This window comes from Bradyrhizobium sp. RD5-C2 (genome assembly GCF_019972155.1).
Lineage (GTDB): Bacteria > Pseudomonadota > Alphaproteobacteria > Rhizobiales > Xanthobacteraceae > Bradyrhizobium.
In genome coordinates this window covers 39,378-53,981 of record NZ_BOVL01000054.1, presented here as the reverse complement: position 1 = coordinate 53,981, position 14,604 = coordinate 39,378, and the positions used below count along the sequence as shown (strand labels likewise).

The window sequence follows — 14,604 nt, the reverse complement described above, 5'->3', positions numbered from 1 at the left end:
AGGGATTCAAATGCAGGCGCAAACGCTCAAACGTTCGACGCCGCACGGCCACGAAGGGCAGACCAGGAAGAGATTTTGTCCGAGTTTCCGGTCAGCCCTGCAAACGCATTTGCAGGGCGTTGACGGGGCCACGCTTGAGGTGGGGATCGTTGAATCTCGCCACGACGCAGCCCTCCTTTCTCGGCCGAAATGATGTGGTGATTCGACGGTAACCGGACGTGCAAGGGATGGCAAGCGCAGCCGGCGGCCCCGACCTGACGGTTCAGGCCGATTTACCCGGCCCTGCGCACGGTCTCGGCCAGCCGGTCGCCGCCGACCAGCGCGGCAAATTGACCGATCGGCGCCGGCCGGCCGATCAGATAGCCCTGCACCGCGTCGCAGCCTTCCTCGGAGAGGAAACTGAGCTGCGCCTCGGTCTCGACGCCTTCGGCGACGATCGACATCTCAAGGCCGTGGCCGAGATCGATGACCGCACGGACGATCGCGGCGGATTGCGGATTGCGGCCGAGATTTATGACGAAGGCGCGGTCGATCTTGATCTTGTCGAACGGAAACGCCTGCAGGTAGCTCAGCGAGGAATAGCCGCTGCCGAAATCATCCATCGAGATGCGCACGCCGAGCGTCTTCAGCCGCCGCAGCAGCGACAGGCCGCGGTCGAAATCCTCGATCAGCACGCCCTCGGTGATTTCGAGCTCGAGCCGGTCGGGCGTCAGCCCGGTCTCGAGCAGGATCGAATGGACGAGGCCGACGAGGTCGCCATGGGTGAATTGCGCCGGCGACAGGTTCACGGCGACCTGCATCGGCATCGCCCAGGAGGCGGCCTCACGGCAGGCTTCGCGCAAGATCCATTCGCCCATCTCGACGATCAGGCCGCTTTCTTCCGCGAGCGGAATGAAGTCACTGGGCGGCACGAAGCCGCGCAGCGGATGATGCCAGCGCGCCAGCGCCTCGAAGCCGATGATCTGGCTGCCCGCAACGCTCGCGCCGGTGGCGGCCTGCGGCTGGTAGTAGAGCGATAATTCGCCGTTCTTGATCGCGACCGACAGCTCCTGGTGCAGCACGCGGCGATCGCGGATCTGCTGGTCCATCTCCGGCTCGAAGATCGAGATCGTGCCGCGCGACTTGGCTTTGGCGCGGAACAGCGCTGCGCCGGAATTGGCCAGCAGCGAGGCCGCGTCGGATCCGTTGTGCGGGAACACCGCGATCCCTGCGGTGAGGCCGGTGCGCACCGATTTGCCGTCGATCGCGAAATCCTCACCCAACGCCTCGGCGGCCTGCTCGGCCAGCGCAATACCGGCGGCCGGTTGCTGGCCGTCAATGATGAGGCCGAATTCGTCGCCGGATAGCCGCGCAACCACGCCGCCGCGCGCCACGTTCTGCAAGCGCTGCGCGACTTCGATCAGCACCTTGTCGCCCATCGCATGGCCGTAGACGTCGTTGATCTCCTTCAGCCCGTCGAGGTCGACGCAGAGCACGGCGAATTCCTCGTCGGTGCCGTCGCAGGCCTCGATCATCTGGGTCAGCGCCTGCAGGAAGGCGGCGCGGTTCGGCAGATCGGTCAGGCCGTCGTGGTAGGCCATGTGCGCCATGCGCGACTCGGTCTGGCGCCGGTCGGTGACGTCCTCATGGGTCTTGATCAGATATTGCGGCTCGCCATGGTCGTCGAGCACGGTCATGCGGCGGGTCAGGAACAGCCGCAGGCCGTCCTTGGTCGAGATCGGGTGCTCCTCGGCGATCATGCTGCGCTTGCGGATCGCAGCCTCGTCGCGGGCGACGATCAGCTTGGCTTCGCGCGCATTGAAGATGTCGGACGCGGTGAGGCCGGCGGCGTCCTCTCGGCGGCGGTTGAGGATCGTCTCGGCGCTGCGGTTGGCCAGCAGATAGCGGCCGTCGCTGACGCGCTGCACGATCAGCGAGACCGGGATGTTGTCGACCACGAGCTCGAGGAATTTCTTGTTGTTCTCGAGTTCGCGCGACAGCGAACGGCGGTCGGTGACGTCCTCGAACAGCGCGATCAGGAACTCCGGATCGCCGGCCTCGTTGCGGGCGATTACGCGGTTCGACGCCAGGATGCGCTTCTCCGAGCCGCGTTCGACGAAGAATTCGCTGCGGTGATAGCCTTCGGGCGCGTCGAGCGCCGCGCGGTCGGCGGTGTCGATGCTGACGGCGGTCTCGGGACGGAAGATCTCGTCGGCGCGCTTGCCCACGATGTGATCGCGCGAGAAGCGCGAGAAGCGCTCGAACGCACGATTGGCGAAGATGTAGCGGCCGTCCTCGATGTTCTTGGCCGCGACGCAGACCGGGACGTTGTCGAGCACCGATTCGAGGAATTGCGTAGTCGAGGCGAGCTTGCGCGACAGCTTGCGCTGGTCGGTGCAATCGAGATGGGTCGCCACCGAGCCGCCGTTCGGCAGCGGAAAATATTTCACCAGCACCGACCGGCCGCCGGGCAGTTCAGTGACCAGCCCGTCGGGCGTTGCGGCCCTGGCAAAGAAATCCTCGGCGCTGATGTCGAGTACGCCGCGGTCGCGGCGCAGCTCCAATAACTCGGTGCCGGTCATGTTGCGCCTGATGTCGGCGCGCGACAGGCCGTAGATGTCGAGATAGCGGTCGTTGCAGAACACGATGCGCTCACGTGCATCGGTCATCACCACACCCTGGTTCAGGTGGTTGAGGGCGGACGACACGAAGGCGTTGCGCCGCAGTTGCGCGCGCTTGGCCTTGCGCAAGGCCGAAAGGATCCACAGCCCGACCGCGCCGAGGAAGGAGGCAACCACCACGCTGCCGATCAGCAGCTCCCAGACCACGCCGGGATCGAGGTCACCAAGATAGGTCGACGGTGCGAAGGCGTCGGAGGCGGCCCAGGCTGCACCGACCGGCACGACGGCGGCGATCAGGCAAAGGACGGCCCTTGCCGGAATCGAATTCTTCCCGCCCGCCTGCCACTTCCTGCCAGCCATCAATCACCCGCGGATTTCCGGGGCGAGTGTCCGGCTCCGGCGGTTTGGATCGGGTAAACGCGTAGGGATGCAACTGGAAAATGCCACTTAATGTACGGCAATTGCCCTGACATGATTAATGCTCCACTAACAGGGCATGGCTCCCCAACTATTTGAGATGGCCCAAGCACTTGCCTAATAAGCACTTGCCGAAAACGATCGGATCGGCTGAACGATGTTGGCGGCAACGGCGTGGCTGCGCGGAAATGTTCGGACCTGAAGGACGAGATGGACAGGGTTGATTGCGTGATCGTCGGAGCGGGGGTGATCGGCCTCGCCGTGGCGCGCCGGCTGGCACAGGCCGGCCGCGAAGTGATTGTGATCGAGGAGGCCGAGGGGATCGGCACCGTCACCTCGTCGCGAAACAGCGAGGTGATCCACGCCGGCATCTACTACCGGGCCGGCAGCCTAATGGCGCGGATGTGCGTCAGCGGCAAGCGGGCACTTTATCGTTACTGTGCCGAGCACGGCATCCCGCACAAGAATTGCGGCAAGCTGATCGTCGCCACCACGGCCAAGGAGACCGAAAAACTGCAGTCGATCCGGGCTCATGCCGAGGCGAACGGCGTCGACGACATGCAACTTCTGTCCGGCGAGGCGGCGCGCTCGCTGGAGCCGGCGCTGAACTGCGACGCGGCGCTGCTGTCGCCCTCCACCGGGATCATCGACAGCCATGCCTATATGCTGGCGCTGCGCGGCGACGCCGAGGCGGCCGGAGCGGCATTCGCCTTCCATACGCCGCTGCTCCACGCCAGGGCCACCGCCAACGGCTTCGAGATCGAGGCCGGCGGCGCGGCGCCCATGACGCTCGCCTGCGATCTGCTGGTCAATGCCGCCGGCCTCGGCGCAACGGCGGTCGCGCGCAGCGTCGAGGGCATGCCGATCGAGTTGATTCCAACGGCCTATCTGGCCAAGGGCAATTACTTCAGCTGCAGCGCCAGGGCGCCGTTCTCGCACCTGATCTATCCGGTGCCGGAGCCCGGCGGGCTCGGCGTGCACCTGACGCTCGACATGGCCGGACAGGCGAGGTTCGGCCCCGACGTCGAATGGATCGATCACATCGATTACGCCGTCGACCCCGATCGGGCCGAGCGGTTCTATCCGGCGATCCGCAAATACTGGCCGACCCTGCCGGACGGAGCGCTGATGCCGAGCTATTCCGGAATCCGGCCCAAGATCGTGCCGCCGGCGGTCGCGACCCAGGATTTCCTGATCCAGGGACCGGCCGATCACGGCGTCGCCGGCCTGATCAACCTGTTCGGAATTGAATCGCCTGGACTCACGTCATCGCTCGCGGTCGCCGACCACGTCGGCGAGCTGGCGAAGCTCTGAGCAAATGCAGCATGGCCTCCCGGGGGATGCGCGCCGCGGCGTTCATCCCTCGGTGAAAGGCCAGACTATTTGCTAAATTTGCGGAGGAACCGGCTTAGTGGACCGTGTCGTCGGCGGAAAGTCTCAACCGCTCGATTTGGTCCTTGACCATCAACTTGCGGCGCTTGAGCTCGCAAATGTGGAGATCGTCTACGGAGGGGTGAACGAGTGCTTCGTGCAGTTCGTTCTCGAGTATTTTGTGCTTACGCTCCAGCTCAACGAGATGGGCCTGTATTGCCATTGCGAACACTCCTCGGTGCGTTAAACCTCAGGTTCGATCCGGACCAATAAGTCTACACGAGTGGGCCGTGCTGTCGATAGGGGACGCGAAATGCCGCACGCACTCATTTCGGTTTATCTGTAACTAATCGTGACTATGGAACCGGTTCGGCTTGCGCGGCGCGCGCTCAGGGAGGATATTCCGGCGAGCGGCTGCTTCGGCCGCAACAACCTCTTCGTGCTTACCAGTCAATACACAACCATGAACGATCAGGATGAGCGCGAACTCCTCGCCGAGCTTGCGCGTCTGCAGCAAGAGCACCGCGACCTCGATGCCGCGATCGACGCGCTGCATCAATCGCCGGCGCCGGATCTCTTGATGCTGCAACGCTTGAAGAAGCGGAAGCTGCAATTGCGCGACCGCATCGCCTTCATCGAAGATCAGATCACGCCCGACATCATCGCCTGACGCCTGTCGCTGCGGTTCGGCGGTCGGCCGGTTCAGATCCGGCGCCGGTTTTCCCCGTCATCCACAGCGCCTCACTGGCTTCACGTTCGCGGCAACGGACACGGGCGTGCTCTTCGGCGCTTGACTCCAAAAGAACAAAATAAGAACATGCTGATCCAGCCGCCAGCCATCAGAGGGAGTTTCGCCATGTCCGCACCGCCTTCCCTGCCCGACAACAGCCGCTACGAGAAGGCCTGCGATCAGGCGATCGCGATGTGCGACGGCAACCTGCGCAGCACCATCAAGGCGCTGATCATGGCCAACGAATATCTGGAAGCCGAACTCGAGGAACTGCAGGCCGCGATCGCGGCCGGCTGCGTGCCGGCGCGAACCCATGCGGCAAGCGATGCCGCCTGATCTCTGGGGAGCACAGCAATGGCTGACGTAACCTACTACGTGGCGCTGCCCTTCATGCAGGACGACGACGGCACGCCGGTCGCCGGCAGTGCAGAAGAATGCCAGAGCTCGGCGATCGCGCTACGCCGGGCGGAGACGATGTCGCGGATGCCCGGCAGCATCGGCGCCGTCGCGTTCAGCCGCACCGGCGATCCCGCGATCGGCGAATTCGGCGATGCCAAGCTGCTGCGGGCCTACGGCGATGTGCCGGAGGATCTGAGCGCGCTTTAGGCCTCACTAGCCGCTGGATTCATGGCGCCGCTGCGCCTTGCGCACATACATCGCACGATCGGCCTCATCGAGAACGCGATCGGCATCCGAGTGCGCGGTGAGGATCGCAACGCCCGCGGAGGCGCCCGCGGAGACCCGGCTGCCACGAAACACGAAGGTCAGGCGGTCGATCGCCTCCTCCAGCGCAGCGGCCTTGGCGCAGGCATCGGTCTCGCTGAGATTCCACAGCAGCACCGCGAACTCGTCGCCACCGAGACGGCCGATCACGTCGGAGGCGCGCACCTGGTCCGATATCGCGGCGACGATCGTCTTCAGCACCTCGTCACCTGCCGCGTGCCCGAAGGCATCGTTGATCGGCTTGAGGCGGTCGACGTCGAGCACGATCAGCGCGCCGGAGGCCTGATAGCGCTTGATGAAGGAGAGCGAGCGGACGAGCTCGCGCTCGAAGCCGCGGCGGTTCAGGATGTCGAGCAGGAAGTCGGTCTCGGCGGAGGCCTGCAGCTCCTCGATCCGGGCCTGGGCCCGCGCCAGCTGCGCCCGCAACCTGCGGATCGTGGATTTGTCGCCGGACGCAACCGCGCCTCGCGTGGAAACTTTGGTTCCAGCCGCTTTGGTTCCAGTCCCCTTTGCGCCAGTCCTGCCGGGTGCGGATTTGCGCGCGGCGGGCGCGCCTTTTCGTCGTTTTGCCGCCCCGGAGGTCGCCGCCGTCGTCTTCTTCTTCATGCGCATCCTTGTTGAGGCCTGCTTATGAAGGCTTGCCGGGATTCACCAAGACAGGATAGTCCATTCTAACTCCCTTGCCACGCCTTGGATGACGCCCGGGCCGCCCCTATAATCCGGCCTATGCTTTTGGATTCCTGCACAGAATTGAAGAGATGACCGCTCCGATCGCCATCATCATGGGAAGCCAGTCCGACTGGGAGACCATGCGTCACGCCGCCGAGACCCTGGCCGCGCTGGGCGTTGCCTGCGAAACGCGCATCGTTTCGGCGCACCGCACCCCCGACCGGCTCTATGCCTTTGCCAAGGGCGCCAAGGCGGCCGGGCACAAGGTGATCATTGCCGGCGCCGGCGGTGCCGCGCATCTGCCGGGCATGACGGCGGCGTTGACGGAGCTGCCGGTGTTCGGGGTTCCCGTCGAGTCGAAGGCGCTGTCCGGCGTCGATTCGCTGTACTCGATCGTGCAGATGCCGGCAGGCATCCCGGTCGGGACGCTGGCGATCGGCAAGGCCGGTGCGATCAATGCCGCGTTGCTCGCGGCAAGCGTGCTCGCGCTCAACGATCCCGCACTGTCGGTCCGTCTTGCGGCCTGGCGCCAGCAGCAGACCGATGCGGTCAAGGACCATCCGGAGGGCGCGGCGTGACGGCTTCGAACCTCGTGAAGCTGAAGCCGGGCGACACCATTGGAATCCTCGGCGGCGGACAATTGGGCCGGATGCTGGCGATGTCCGCAGCGCGCCTCGGGCTGCGCTGCCAGGTCTTTTCGCCGGATCCGGACTCGCCGGCCTTCGACGTGGTGCAGCACGCGACCTGCGCGGAATATGCCGACGTCGAGGCGCTCGAACTGTTCGCCAACGACGTCGACGTCGTCACCTATGAATTCGAGAATGTGCCGGCCGCGACCGCGATGGTGCTCGCCGCGCGCCGTCCGGTGCTGCCTGCGTACAAGATCCTCGAGACCACGCAGGACCGGCTGATCGAGAAGGACTTCGTCAGCAAGCTCGGGATCGGCACCGCCGATTATGCGGACGTCACCTCGGTCGCAACACTCCGCGCAGCGATCGAACGGATCGGCCTGCCTGCCGTGATCAAGACCCGCCGCTTCGGCTATGACGGCAAGGGCCAGGCGATCATCCGCGCCGGCGACGACCTCGAGCAGGCCTGGCAGGACCTCGGCACCAAGTCGGCCATCCTCGAGGCCTTCGTGCCGTTCGAGCGCGAGATCTCGGTGATCGCCGCGCGCTCGGCTTCCGGCGAAGTCGAGTGCTTCGACGTTACCGAGAACGAGCACCGCGACCACATTTTGAAATTTTCCCGCGCGCCCGCCGCGATTCCCGAACAGCTTGCCGCGCAGGCGCGGGCGATCGCCGAAAAGATCGCCACGGCGCTCGACTATGTCGGCGTGCTCGCGGTGGAGCTGTTCGTGGTGCCCGGGAACGGCGCAGCGACCGTGCTGGTCAACGAGATCGCGCCGCGCGTGCATAACTCCGGCCACTGGACGCTCGACGGCGCCTCGATCTCACAATTCGAGCAGCACATCCGTGCAATCGCCGGCTGGCCGCTGGGCAAGCCGGTGCGCCACGGCGAGGTCACCATGACCAATCTGATCGGCGACGACATCCTGAGCTACGAGCAGTGGCTCACTGTTCCCGGCGCCACCGTGCATCTGTACGGCAAGGGCACGCCGCGCCCCGGCCGCAAGATGGGGCACGTCACCGAAGTGACGCCGGCCCGCAAGCCGTAACTCCACACCAGCGGCCGCGGCCGCCTTCGCGTCATCGACGGAAATGGGATCGTGGCAGCCACGATCCCATTAACGCTCTAGCCGATCATGCAGTCTTGACGCCGGCGACTATGCCGGTCGGCTCGTCGCTGAGCCAGCGATAGATCACGCCGCCGAGCGCGCCGCCGATCAGAGGCGCGACCCAGAACATCCAGAGCTGCCCCAGCGCCCAGCCGCCGACGAACAGAGCCGGCCCGGTGCTGCGCGCCGGATTCACCGAGGTGTTGGTGACGGGAATGCTGACGAGATGGATCATCACCAGCGCGAGGCCGATGGCGAGCGGTGCGAAGCCGGCGGGCGCCTTGCCGTGGGTCGATCCCATGATGATGAACAGGAACATCATGGTCATCACCACCTCGGTGATGAAGCACACCACCATGCTGTAGTGGCCCGGTGAGTGCGCGTCATAGCCGTTGGAGGCGAAGCCCTTGCTGACATCGAAGCCGGGCGCGCCGCTGGCGATCACATAGAGCAGCCAGGCCGCGATGATCGCACCGGCGACCTGCGCGATGATGTAGGGCAGCACCTGGCCGCCGGGGAAACGCCCGCCCGCGGCGAGCCCGACCGTCACGGCCGGGTTGAGGTGGCAACCCGAGATATGGCCGATCGCATAGGCCATGGTCACCACACTGAGCCCGAACGCCAACGACACCCCGACGAGGCCGATCCCGACCTGCGGAAAGCCGGCCGCGATCACCGCGCTGCCGCAGCCCGCGAATGTGAGCCAGAACGTACCGATCAGTTCGGCCGCGTATTTCTTCATGTCCATGAGGCATCTCCCCTATTTCCAATGTCCGGGCTATCGAAAACTCCGGGAGCGGCCCCGATCCTGGCGTCAAACCACCCAAATCAGGGCCGCACAAAGGCATTTTCGCCCCATTTCGTGGCTTTACTAGGCCCGAAAGTCACTCGACCGGTGGACATCTGCGCGTTTGTCTGATACATGCGCGCGCCTAGGGTTAAGAGGCAGGCCTTTTGCCGCCCCTTCACCTTGCCAGAATTCCGAACCGATCAATTCAAAAGAGGATGCCGCGTGCAGGTTCTCGTCCGCGATAACAATGTCGACCAAGCCCTGAAGGCGCTGAAGAAGAAGATGCAGCGCGAGGGCATTTTCCGCGAGATGAAGCTCCGCGGTCACTACGAAAAGCCCTCTGAGAAGAAGGCTCGCGAAAAGGCTGAAGCCGTGCGCCGCGCACGCAAGCTGGCACGCAAGAAGCTGCAGCGTGAAGGCCTGCTGCCGATGAAGCCGAAGCCGGTGTTCGGCGCTGGTCCCGGTGGCGACCGCGGCGGCCGTCCCGGTGGTGCAGGTGCCGGTCGCGGACCGCGCTGAACCATTTTGCCGATCTGGAAGTCTAACAGCGCGGGCCACGGGCCCGCGTTGTCGTTTTGAAGCCAGCCGTGTTCCGGGGTACTCATGCAAAACGACCGGCAAGAGCATTTTGCATGATGGCCGTTCCGGCGCCCCGCTCCACGCTCCCAGAATCCGCGCACCGCCGTCGTGCTGCGCACTTCGTCATCATGGCCGTGGTTCTCGGCTTGCCGCTCGGGGGCTGCTCCTTCGACTTGGGATCATGGGGCTCGGACGACAAGCCGAAACAGGCTGCCGCTGCCGACAAGCCCGCTGCCGACATCATCACCCCACAGGACATCAACAGCGCCAAGGATCACGCCACACGCGGCCAGGCGCTGGCGCATTCCGGCAAGGTCGACGAGGCGCAGGCGGAGTTCGAGCAAGCGCTGACCGCCGACCCTTACAACATCCAGGCGCTGTACGGCCGCGGCCTGATCTATCAGGGCCGCGGAAAACATCAGCAGGCGATCGACGATTTCACGGCGGCGAGCGGGCTGTCGCCGCAGAAGGCCGAGCCGCTGATCGGCCGCGCCACCAGTTACCTCGCCCTCGACAAGGCCAAGCAGGCCGCCTCCGACCTCGACGAGGCCGTGCAGGCCGATCCCAGCAATGTTGCGGCGTGGAGCGCCCGCGGCCAGGCCTATGAGCGGCTCGGCGACAAGGCCAAGGCGGCGGCGTCCTACAATCGCGCGCTCGCGCTGCGGCCAAATGACGGAAGCGCGCGCAGCGGGCTGGCGCGCACCGGCGGCTAGAGCTTCGGGTTACTTCGGCAGGACGGCGTGGAACATCGACTTCATGCCGGAGAACATGTCGTCGGTCACCGACGTGCGCTCGTTCTTCGGCGCCGGCATGGCGGCGTCGGCGCGCAGGTCGAGCGGAGCCTGCAGCACCGGGGCCGGAATGTCGGCCGGCGGCGTCAGCCGATTCGCATCCTGGGCATTGGCGGCATAGGGCGGACGCGGCTGCGCGGCTTGATCGGCACTGTCGGTGGACGGGTTCGACACCATGATCGGCGGCGGCAACGGCCGGATCGCCGGGGCTGCCGCTGGGCGCTGCTGGTCAGGCAGGCGGGCGAGATCGGTGCTGCGAGCGTCCTGGGAGCGGGCGTCCTGGGATCGCGCAGCGTCCTGCGGACGCTCCTTGCGCAGCCGCTCGATGGCGGCACGCGCAAGATCGTTGGCGTCGCGGGCTTCCTCCGGCGTGACGGCGGACTCGACCGGCGCGGCGGCAGGCGCAGCCTTCGCGACCGCCTTCGGCGCCGCCGGATGGTGGCGCGAGTCGGCGGGGATGCTGGCCGTCTCGGCCGGCGCGTCAGCCTTTGCGTCGGCAGATTTGGGGTCGGCGGATTTGGGGTCAGCCGATTTGGGATCGGCGGGCTTCTCGGTGACGGTGGCCTTCTCCGACGCAGACCGCTCGATCAGGGTGCGCTCGGACATGCCCTTGGCCTTTACGCCGGCTTCCGGGAGGCTGCTGACGACGGTGGACTTTTCGGCGGGCTTGGCGGCGGCTTTCGGATCTGCCTTGGGATCCACAGCGGCGGTCACGGCTGCGGCATCCGGCCCTTGCGGCTTGGCCACGATGTAGTGATTAACGATGTACGCCCCGATGATGGTCGCTGCCACCGAGGGTAAGATGTCCATCACGAATTTCTTCAGGTAACTCAGCATGACCTGCCACTCCCCACCCCGTTATTTCATGCTGGAACTTTGAGGCACATTCAGGGATCAACTGCGACGGATCGGTGGCAAACCCCCGTTCCGACGTCACCTTTGGTGTCACTTTGGTTTCAGCGGAGGCGCCCCCTGCGCAGGCCGCATCCACCTCTTAATTCATCGTGCAGCCGTTAACGGGTTATGAATTTCCAGAGCCGCGCCTGCTCGGAGCTGCCATTCTCCCCGCGCAGGGTTACCGCCCGCGTCAGGGCTTGAGTTCGACCTCGAGGAACACGATCTCGCTGGCCGTCTCGTTAAGCACGTCGTGCTGGACCCCGGCCTTGCGGAAATAGGACCTGCCGGCCCCGAGCTGCGCCTTCGAGCGCTCGCCGTTCGGCGCCACGATGGTCATTTCGCCTGCCGTGATCGGGACGATGACGTAGTCCATCTCATGGGTGTGGTGGCCGGTGGCGCTGCCCGGCGCGAGCCGCCATTCGGTCACGCGGACCTCCGCGGTATCCACCTGCACATCCGATTTGGCGCTGAGCATCGTCACTTCATCTCTCCAACTAAGGCACGAATACCATGAACACGAACACCGCGAACACCACCATGTGAACGAGCCCGAACAGGATGTTGGTGCGGCCGGTTCCAAAGGTGAGCATGCTGACCATGAAGGTGAGCAGCAGGATCAGCATATGCTGGTTGCTGAGCCCGAGCACCAGTTCCTTGTCGAGCACATGGGCGGCAAGGGCCACGGCGGGAACCGTGAGCCCGATGGTGGCTATCGAGGAGCCGAGCGCGAGGTTGATGCTCTTCTGCAGGTCGTTCTTGCGCGCCGCCGACACCGCGGCAACGCTTTCCGGCAACAGGATCAGGGCCGCCACCACCAGACCGGCAAAGGCCGGCGGTGCGCCGATCTTGACGGTGACGACATCGACCACCAGCGAGAATTTCTTCGCCAGCAGCACCACCGCCAGCAGCGACACCAGCAGCAGGGCGACGCTGATCGCCGTATCACGGTCCGACATCACCTCGCCGTACGCCGCCGCCTCATTGGCGCCGCTGACGAAATAATCGCGGTGGCGGATGGTCTGGGTGTAGAGGAACACCCCATAAAGCAGCAGGGTCACGACGCTGATCACGGCGAGCTGGGCCGTGGAGTAGATCGGGCCCGGTGCGGTGAGCGTGAAATTCGGCATGTCGAGCGTGATGGTCGCGAGCACGAACAGCACGCTGAGATAAAGGTTGGCGCCGGTGATCTGGAAATCCTGCTCGCGGTAACGGATGCCGCCGATGAAGATGCAGAGCCCGACCAGGCCGTTGCAGACGATCATCACCACCGCAAACACGGTGTCACGCGCCAGCGTCGGGGCCGGGGTGTCGCCCAGCATGATGGTCGAGATCAGCGCCACCTCGATGATCGTCACGGCCAGCGTCAGGAGCAGCGTGCCGAACGGCTCGCCGATCCGCTCGGCAATCATCTCGGCATGATGGACGGCCGCAAACACGGTGCCGAACAGAATCACCAGCAGCACGGCCGCGAACACCCAGCCCCCGGCCGATGGAGCGAAGCTGTAGCCGGAGGCCGAGACCGCGGCAAACAACAGCACCGCCAGAACGGGATACAGCCAGGCCGACCGTGGCATCGGTCCGTGTGCGCTCATCGTGGGGTCCCCTCACGTCATTGGCCCCGATTATGCGACAGACAATCGCCGCCGTCAGCCTCTCGCGGCGTCGATAAACCGCCTCGCGAGATCCATCGCACCGAAATTATCGAGATCGTCGTGCCCGCCGCCGGGCAGACGCACGAACTGCTTGGGTTCATGGGCGAGGCCGAACAGCTGCTCGCCTAAGCGGATCGGGATCGCCGGATCGTCGCTGCCTTGGATGATCAGGAGCGGCGCCGTGACGCCAGCGATTCGCCGGTCGGAATGGAATTGATCCCGCATCAGCAAGCTGACTGGCACAAACCAGAAGTGCTCAGCGGCGACGTCGGCCGTCGAGGTATAGGGTGCCTCCAGGATCAGCTTGCCGATGGGGTGTTCGGCGGCGAGCGCGACCGCAACGCCGGTGCCGAGGGAGAATCCCCAGGCCACGATCTGCTCGGCACGGTAGCGCGCGGTGGTGAATTCGTAAACGGCCGCAGCGTCCAGCAGCAGGCCCTGCTCGCTCGGAGATCCGCTCGAGCCGGCGTAGCCTCGATAGGACAGCGCCACCAGCCCGGTACCGTCGGCCGTGATGCCCTTTAAGCGCGCCACGCGGCCGGCCAGGAAATCGCCATTGCCGGGAAAGAACAGCACGACCGGCCGGCCCGGCTTCGCCGGCACGTGCCAGACGATGACCTTCTCGCCATCGGCCGTGGTGAGGACCTGCTCCTCCGCTTCGGGAAGGCCCGCGGCTGCGGGCGCCGTCCGCCCGACCGGCGGGATCGGAAACAGCAATTCGCGCTGCTTGACGTACAGCACCGCGAGCCCGCCGAGATAGACGACGACCGCGGCGATCACGAGCCATTTCAGGATTGCGAGTGCCAGCCCCATGATCGGTACCGCAGCTATGTCTTGCCGCGGAGCTTCCGCTGCTTCTCGACCTCAACCTTGATGCTGTCGGGGACCGGCCGGCACGCGCACGCCGACGCGTGCGCGACATGCCATTTGATGCGCTGCTCGCGCGTGGCCCGAGGCGGCATGCGATGGTCTCGATGCCACTCCCGGTTCAGCGCCATTCGCCGCCTGCCCTACATCGCCTTGACGATGTTCTCGGTGACCTTCTTGGCGTCGCCGAGCAGCATCATGGTGTTGTCGCGGTAGAACAGCGGATTGTCGATGCCGGCATAGCCCGAGGCCAGCGAGCGCTTGATGAACATCACGGTGCCGGCCTTCCAGACCTGCAGCACCGGCATGCCGTAGATCGGCGAGGTCTTGTCCTCTTCCGCCGCCGGGTTGGTGACGTCGTTGGCGCCGATCACGAATGCAATGTCGGCCTGGGCAAACTCCGAGTTGATGTCCTCGAGCTCGAACACCTCGTCATAGGGCACGTTGGCCTCGGCCAGCAGCACGTTCATGTGGCCGGGCATGCGGCCCGCCACCGGGTGAATAGCGTACTTCACCTCGACGCCTTCCTTCTTCAGGATGTCGCCCATCTCGCGCAGCGCGTGCTGGGCCTGCGCCACCGCCATGCCGTAGCCGGGCACGATGATGACCTTGGAGGCGTTCTTCATGATGAAGGCGGCGTCATCCGCCGAGCCGAGTTTTGCGGGCTTCTGCTCGCCCGAGCCGCCGCCTGCCGCCGCGGTCTCGCCGCCGAAGCCGCCGAGGATCACCGAGATGAACGAGCGGTTCATCGCGTGGCACATGATGTAGGACAGGATCGCA

General features: G+C 65.3%; 17 protein-coding genes. 8 read left to right on the top strand and 9 right to left on the bottom strand.

Features of this window, described 5'->3' with window-relative positions; all coding sequences use genetic code 11:
• Window positions 1-272 precede the first annotated feature (272 nt).
• Window positions 273-2,960 carry a sensor domain-containing protein gene (locus BraRD5C2_RS34440; protein WP_223975975.1) on the bottom strand — a complete coding sequence of 896 codons (2,688 nt, stop codon included), beginning with the start codon at window positions 2,958-2,960 and terminating at the stop codon, window positions 273-275.
• Between the two features lie 231 nt (window positions 2,961-3,191).
• On the opposite strand from BraRD5C2_RS34440, the gene BraRD5C2_RS34435 reads away from it, so the two are divergent.
• Window positions 3,192-4,331, top strand: a complete 1,140-nt coding sequence (locus BraRD5C2_RS34435) for an NAD(P)/FAD-dependent oxidoreductase (protein ID WP_223975973.1) — start codon at window positions 3,192-3,194, stop codon at window positions 4,329-4,331.
• A gap of 94 nt (window positions 4,332-4,425) precedes the next feature.
• On the opposite strand, the gene BraRD5C2_RS34430 is transcribed toward BraRD5C2_RS34435, so the two are convergent.
• Complete coding sequence (locus BraRD5C2_RS34430) at window positions 4,426-4,611, bottom strand: YdcH family protein (RefSeq protein WP_050422666.1); 186 nt, start codon at window positions 4,609-4,611, stop codon at window positions 4,426-4,428.
• 240 nt (window positions 4,612-4,851) lie between these two features.
• Between BraRD5C2_RS34430 and BraRD5C2_RS34425 the strand changes: the two genes are divergently transcribed.
• From BraRD5C2_RS34425 to BraRD5C2_RS34415, 3 genes are all read left to right on the top strand, one after another.
• On the top strand, window positions 4,852-5,058 hold the full coding sequence (locus BraRD5C2_RS34425; protein ID WP_024583705.1) for a YdcH family protein: 207 nt from the start codon (window positions 4,852-4,854) through the stop codon (window positions 5,056-5,058).
• 186 nt (window positions 5,059-5,244) lie between these two features.
• Window positions 5,245-5,454: a hypothetical protein gene (locus BraRD5C2_RS34420; RefSeq protein WP_050401735.1), complete on the top strand. Its 210-nt coding sequence runs from the start codon at window positions 5,245-5,247 to the stop codon at window positions 5,452-5,454.
• Window positions 5,455-5,472: 18 nt separating this feature from the next.
• Window positions 5,473-5,724 carry a hypothetical protein gene (locus BraRD5C2_RS34415; RefSeq protein WP_212316296.1) on the top strand — a complete coding sequence of 84 codons (252 nt, stop codon included), beginning with the start codon at window positions 5,473-5,475 and terminating at the stop codon, window positions 5,722-5,724.
• Between the two features lie 6 nt (window positions 5,725-5,730).
• On the opposite strand, the gene BraRD5C2_RS34410 is transcribed toward BraRD5C2_RS34415, so the two are convergent.
• Window positions 5,731-6,453, bottom strand: coding sequence for a GGDEF domain-containing protein (locus BraRD5C2_RS34410; RefSeq protein ID WP_223975970.1), 723 nt, complete (start codon window positions 6,451-6,453; stop codon window positions 5,731-5,733).
• 146 nt (window positions 6,454-6,599) lie between these two features.
• Between BraRD5C2_RS34410 and purE the strand changes: the two genes are divergently transcribed.
• The gene (gene purE, locus BraRD5C2_RS34405; protein WP_223975967.1) at window positions 6,600-7,088 is read left to right on the top strand and encodes a 5-(carboxyamino)imidazole ribonucleotide mutase; all 489 of its coding nucleotides are present in this window, start codon (window positions 6,600-6,602) and stop codon (window positions 7,086-7,088) included.
• Window positions 7,085-8,188, top strand: coding sequence for a 5-(carboxyamino)imidazole ribonucleotide synthase (locus BraRD5C2_RS34400; RefSeq protein WP_223975964.1), 1,104 nt, complete (start codon window positions 7,085-7,087; stop codon window positions 8,186-8,188). Before purE ends, BraRD5C2_RS34400 begins: the two co-directional genes overlap by 4 nt.
• 85 nt (window positions 8,189-8,273) lie before the next feature.
• On the opposite strand, the gene aqpZ is transcribed toward BraRD5C2_RS34400, so the two are convergent.
• The gene (gene aqpZ / locus BraRD5C2_RS34395) at window positions 8,274-8,996 is read right to left on the bottom strand and encodes an aquaporin Z (protein ID WP_223975961.1); all 723 of its coding nucleotides are present in this window, start codon (window positions 8,994-8,996) and stop codon (window positions 8,274-8,276) included.
• Window positions 8,997-9,260: 264 nt separating this feature from the next.
• On the opposite strand from aqpZ, the gene rpsU reads away from it, so the two are divergent.
• Window positions 9,261-9,557, top strand: a complete 297-nt coding sequence (rpsU, locus tag BraRD5C2_RS34390; RefSeq protein WP_021078544.1) for a 30S ribosomal protein S21 — start codon at window positions 9,261-9,263, stop codon at window positions 9,555-9,557.
• 188 nt (window positions 9,558-9,745) lie between these two features.
• Complete coding sequence (locus tag BraRD5C2_RS34385) at window positions 9,746-10,330, top strand: tetratricopeptide repeat protein (protein WP_223975959.1); 585 nt, start codon at window positions 9,746-9,748, stop codon at window positions 10,328-10,330.
• Between the two features lie 9 nt (window positions 10,331-10,339).
• On the opposite strand, the gene BraRD5C2_RS34380 is transcribed toward BraRD5C2_RS34385, so the two are convergent.
• From BraRD5C2_RS34380 to BraRD5C2_RS34360, 5 genes are all read right to left on the bottom strand, one after another.
• The gene (locus tag BraRD5C2_RS34380; RefSeq protein WP_223975956.1) at window positions 10,340-11,245 is read right to left on the bottom strand and encodes a hypothetical protein; all 906 of its coding nucleotides are present in this window, start codon (window positions 11,243-11,245) and stop codon (window positions 10,340-10,342) included.
• Window positions 11,246-11,495: 250 nt separating this feature from the next.
• A complete protein-coding gene (locus BraRD5C2_RS34375; protein WP_092123500.1) occupies window positions 11,496-11,780 on the bottom strand; it encodes a cupin domain-containing protein in 285 nt (94 codons plus the stop codon).
• Between the two features lie 19 nt (window positions 11,781-11,799).
• Window positions 11,800-12,897, bottom strand: a complete 1,098-nt coding sequence (locus BraRD5C2_RS34370) for a calcium:cation antiporter (protein WP_223975952.1) — start codon at window positions 12,895-12,897, stop codon at window positions 11,800-11,802.
• 54 nt (window positions 12,898-12,951) lie between these two features.
• Window positions 12,952-13,770, bottom strand: coding sequence for an alpha/beta hydrolase (locus BraRD5C2_RS34365; RefSeq protein WP_223975949.1), 819 nt, complete (start codon window positions 13,768-13,770; stop codon window positions 12,952-12,954).
• A gap of 197 nt (window positions 13,771-13,967) precedes the next feature.
• Window positions 13,968-14,604: NAD(P)(+) transhydrogenase (Re/Si-specific) subunit beta (locus tag BraRD5C2_RS34360; protein ID WP_223975946.1), on the bottom strand; the 637-nt coding region annotated here is incomplete at its 5' end.

Bases quoted from the DNA above. Each gene is read 5' to 3' on its own strand.
- purE (WP_223975967.1), top strand. From the start codon at position 6,600: ATGACCGCTCCGATCGCCATCATCATGGGAAGCCAGTCCGACTGGGAG.
- BraRD5C2_RS34410 (WP_223975970.1), bottom strand. From the start codon at position 6,453: ATGCGCATGAAGAAGAAGACGACGGCGGCGACCTCCGGGGCGGCAAAA.
- BraRD5C2_RS34430 (WP_050422666.1), bottom strand. From the start codon at position 4,611: ATGGCAATACAGGCCCATCTCGTTGAGCTGGAGCGTAAGCACAAAATA.
- BraRD5C2_RS34415 (WP_212316296.1), top strand. From the start codon at position 5,473: ATGGCTGACGTAACCTACTACGTGGCGCTGCCCTTCATGCAGGACGAC.
- aqpZ (WP_223975961.1), bottom strand. From the start codon at position 8,996: ATGGACATGAAGAAATACGCGGCCGAACTGATCGGTACGTTCTGGCTC.
- BraRD5C2_RS34365 (WP_223975949.1), bottom strand. From the start codon at position 13,770: ATGGGGCTGGCACTCGCAATCCTGAAATGGCTCGTGATCGCCGCGGTC.
- BraRD5C2_RS34375 (WP_092123500.1), bottom strand. From the start codon at position 11,780: ATGCTCAGCGCCAAATCGGATGTGCAGGTGGATACCGCGGAGGTCCGC.
- BraRD5C2_RS34380 (WP_223975956.1), bottom strand. From the start codon at position 11,245: ATGCTGAGTTACCTGAAGAAATTCGTGATGGACATCTTACCCTCGGTG.
- BraRD5C2_RS34440 (WP_223975975.1), bottom strand. From the start codon at position 2,960: ATGGCTGGCAGGAAGTGGCAGGCGGGCGGGAAGAATTCGATTCCGGCA.
- BraRD5C2_RS34385 (WP_223975959.1), top strand. From the start codon at position 9,746: ATGGCCGTGGTTCTCGGCTTGCCGCTCGGGGGCTGCTCCTTCGACTTG.
- BraRD5C2_RS34370 (WP_223975952.1), bottom strand. From the start codon at position 12,897: ATGAGCGCACACGGACCGATGCCACGGTCGGCCTGGCTGTATCCCGTT.
- BraRD5C2_RS34425 (WP_024583705.1), top strand. From the start codon at position 4,852: ATGAACGATCAGGATGAGCGCGAACTCCTCGCCGAGCTTGCGCGTCTG.
- BraRD5C2_RS34420 (WP_050401735.1), top strand. From the start codon at position 5,245: ATGTCCGCACCGCCTTCCCTGCCCGACAACAGCCGCTACGAGAAGGCC.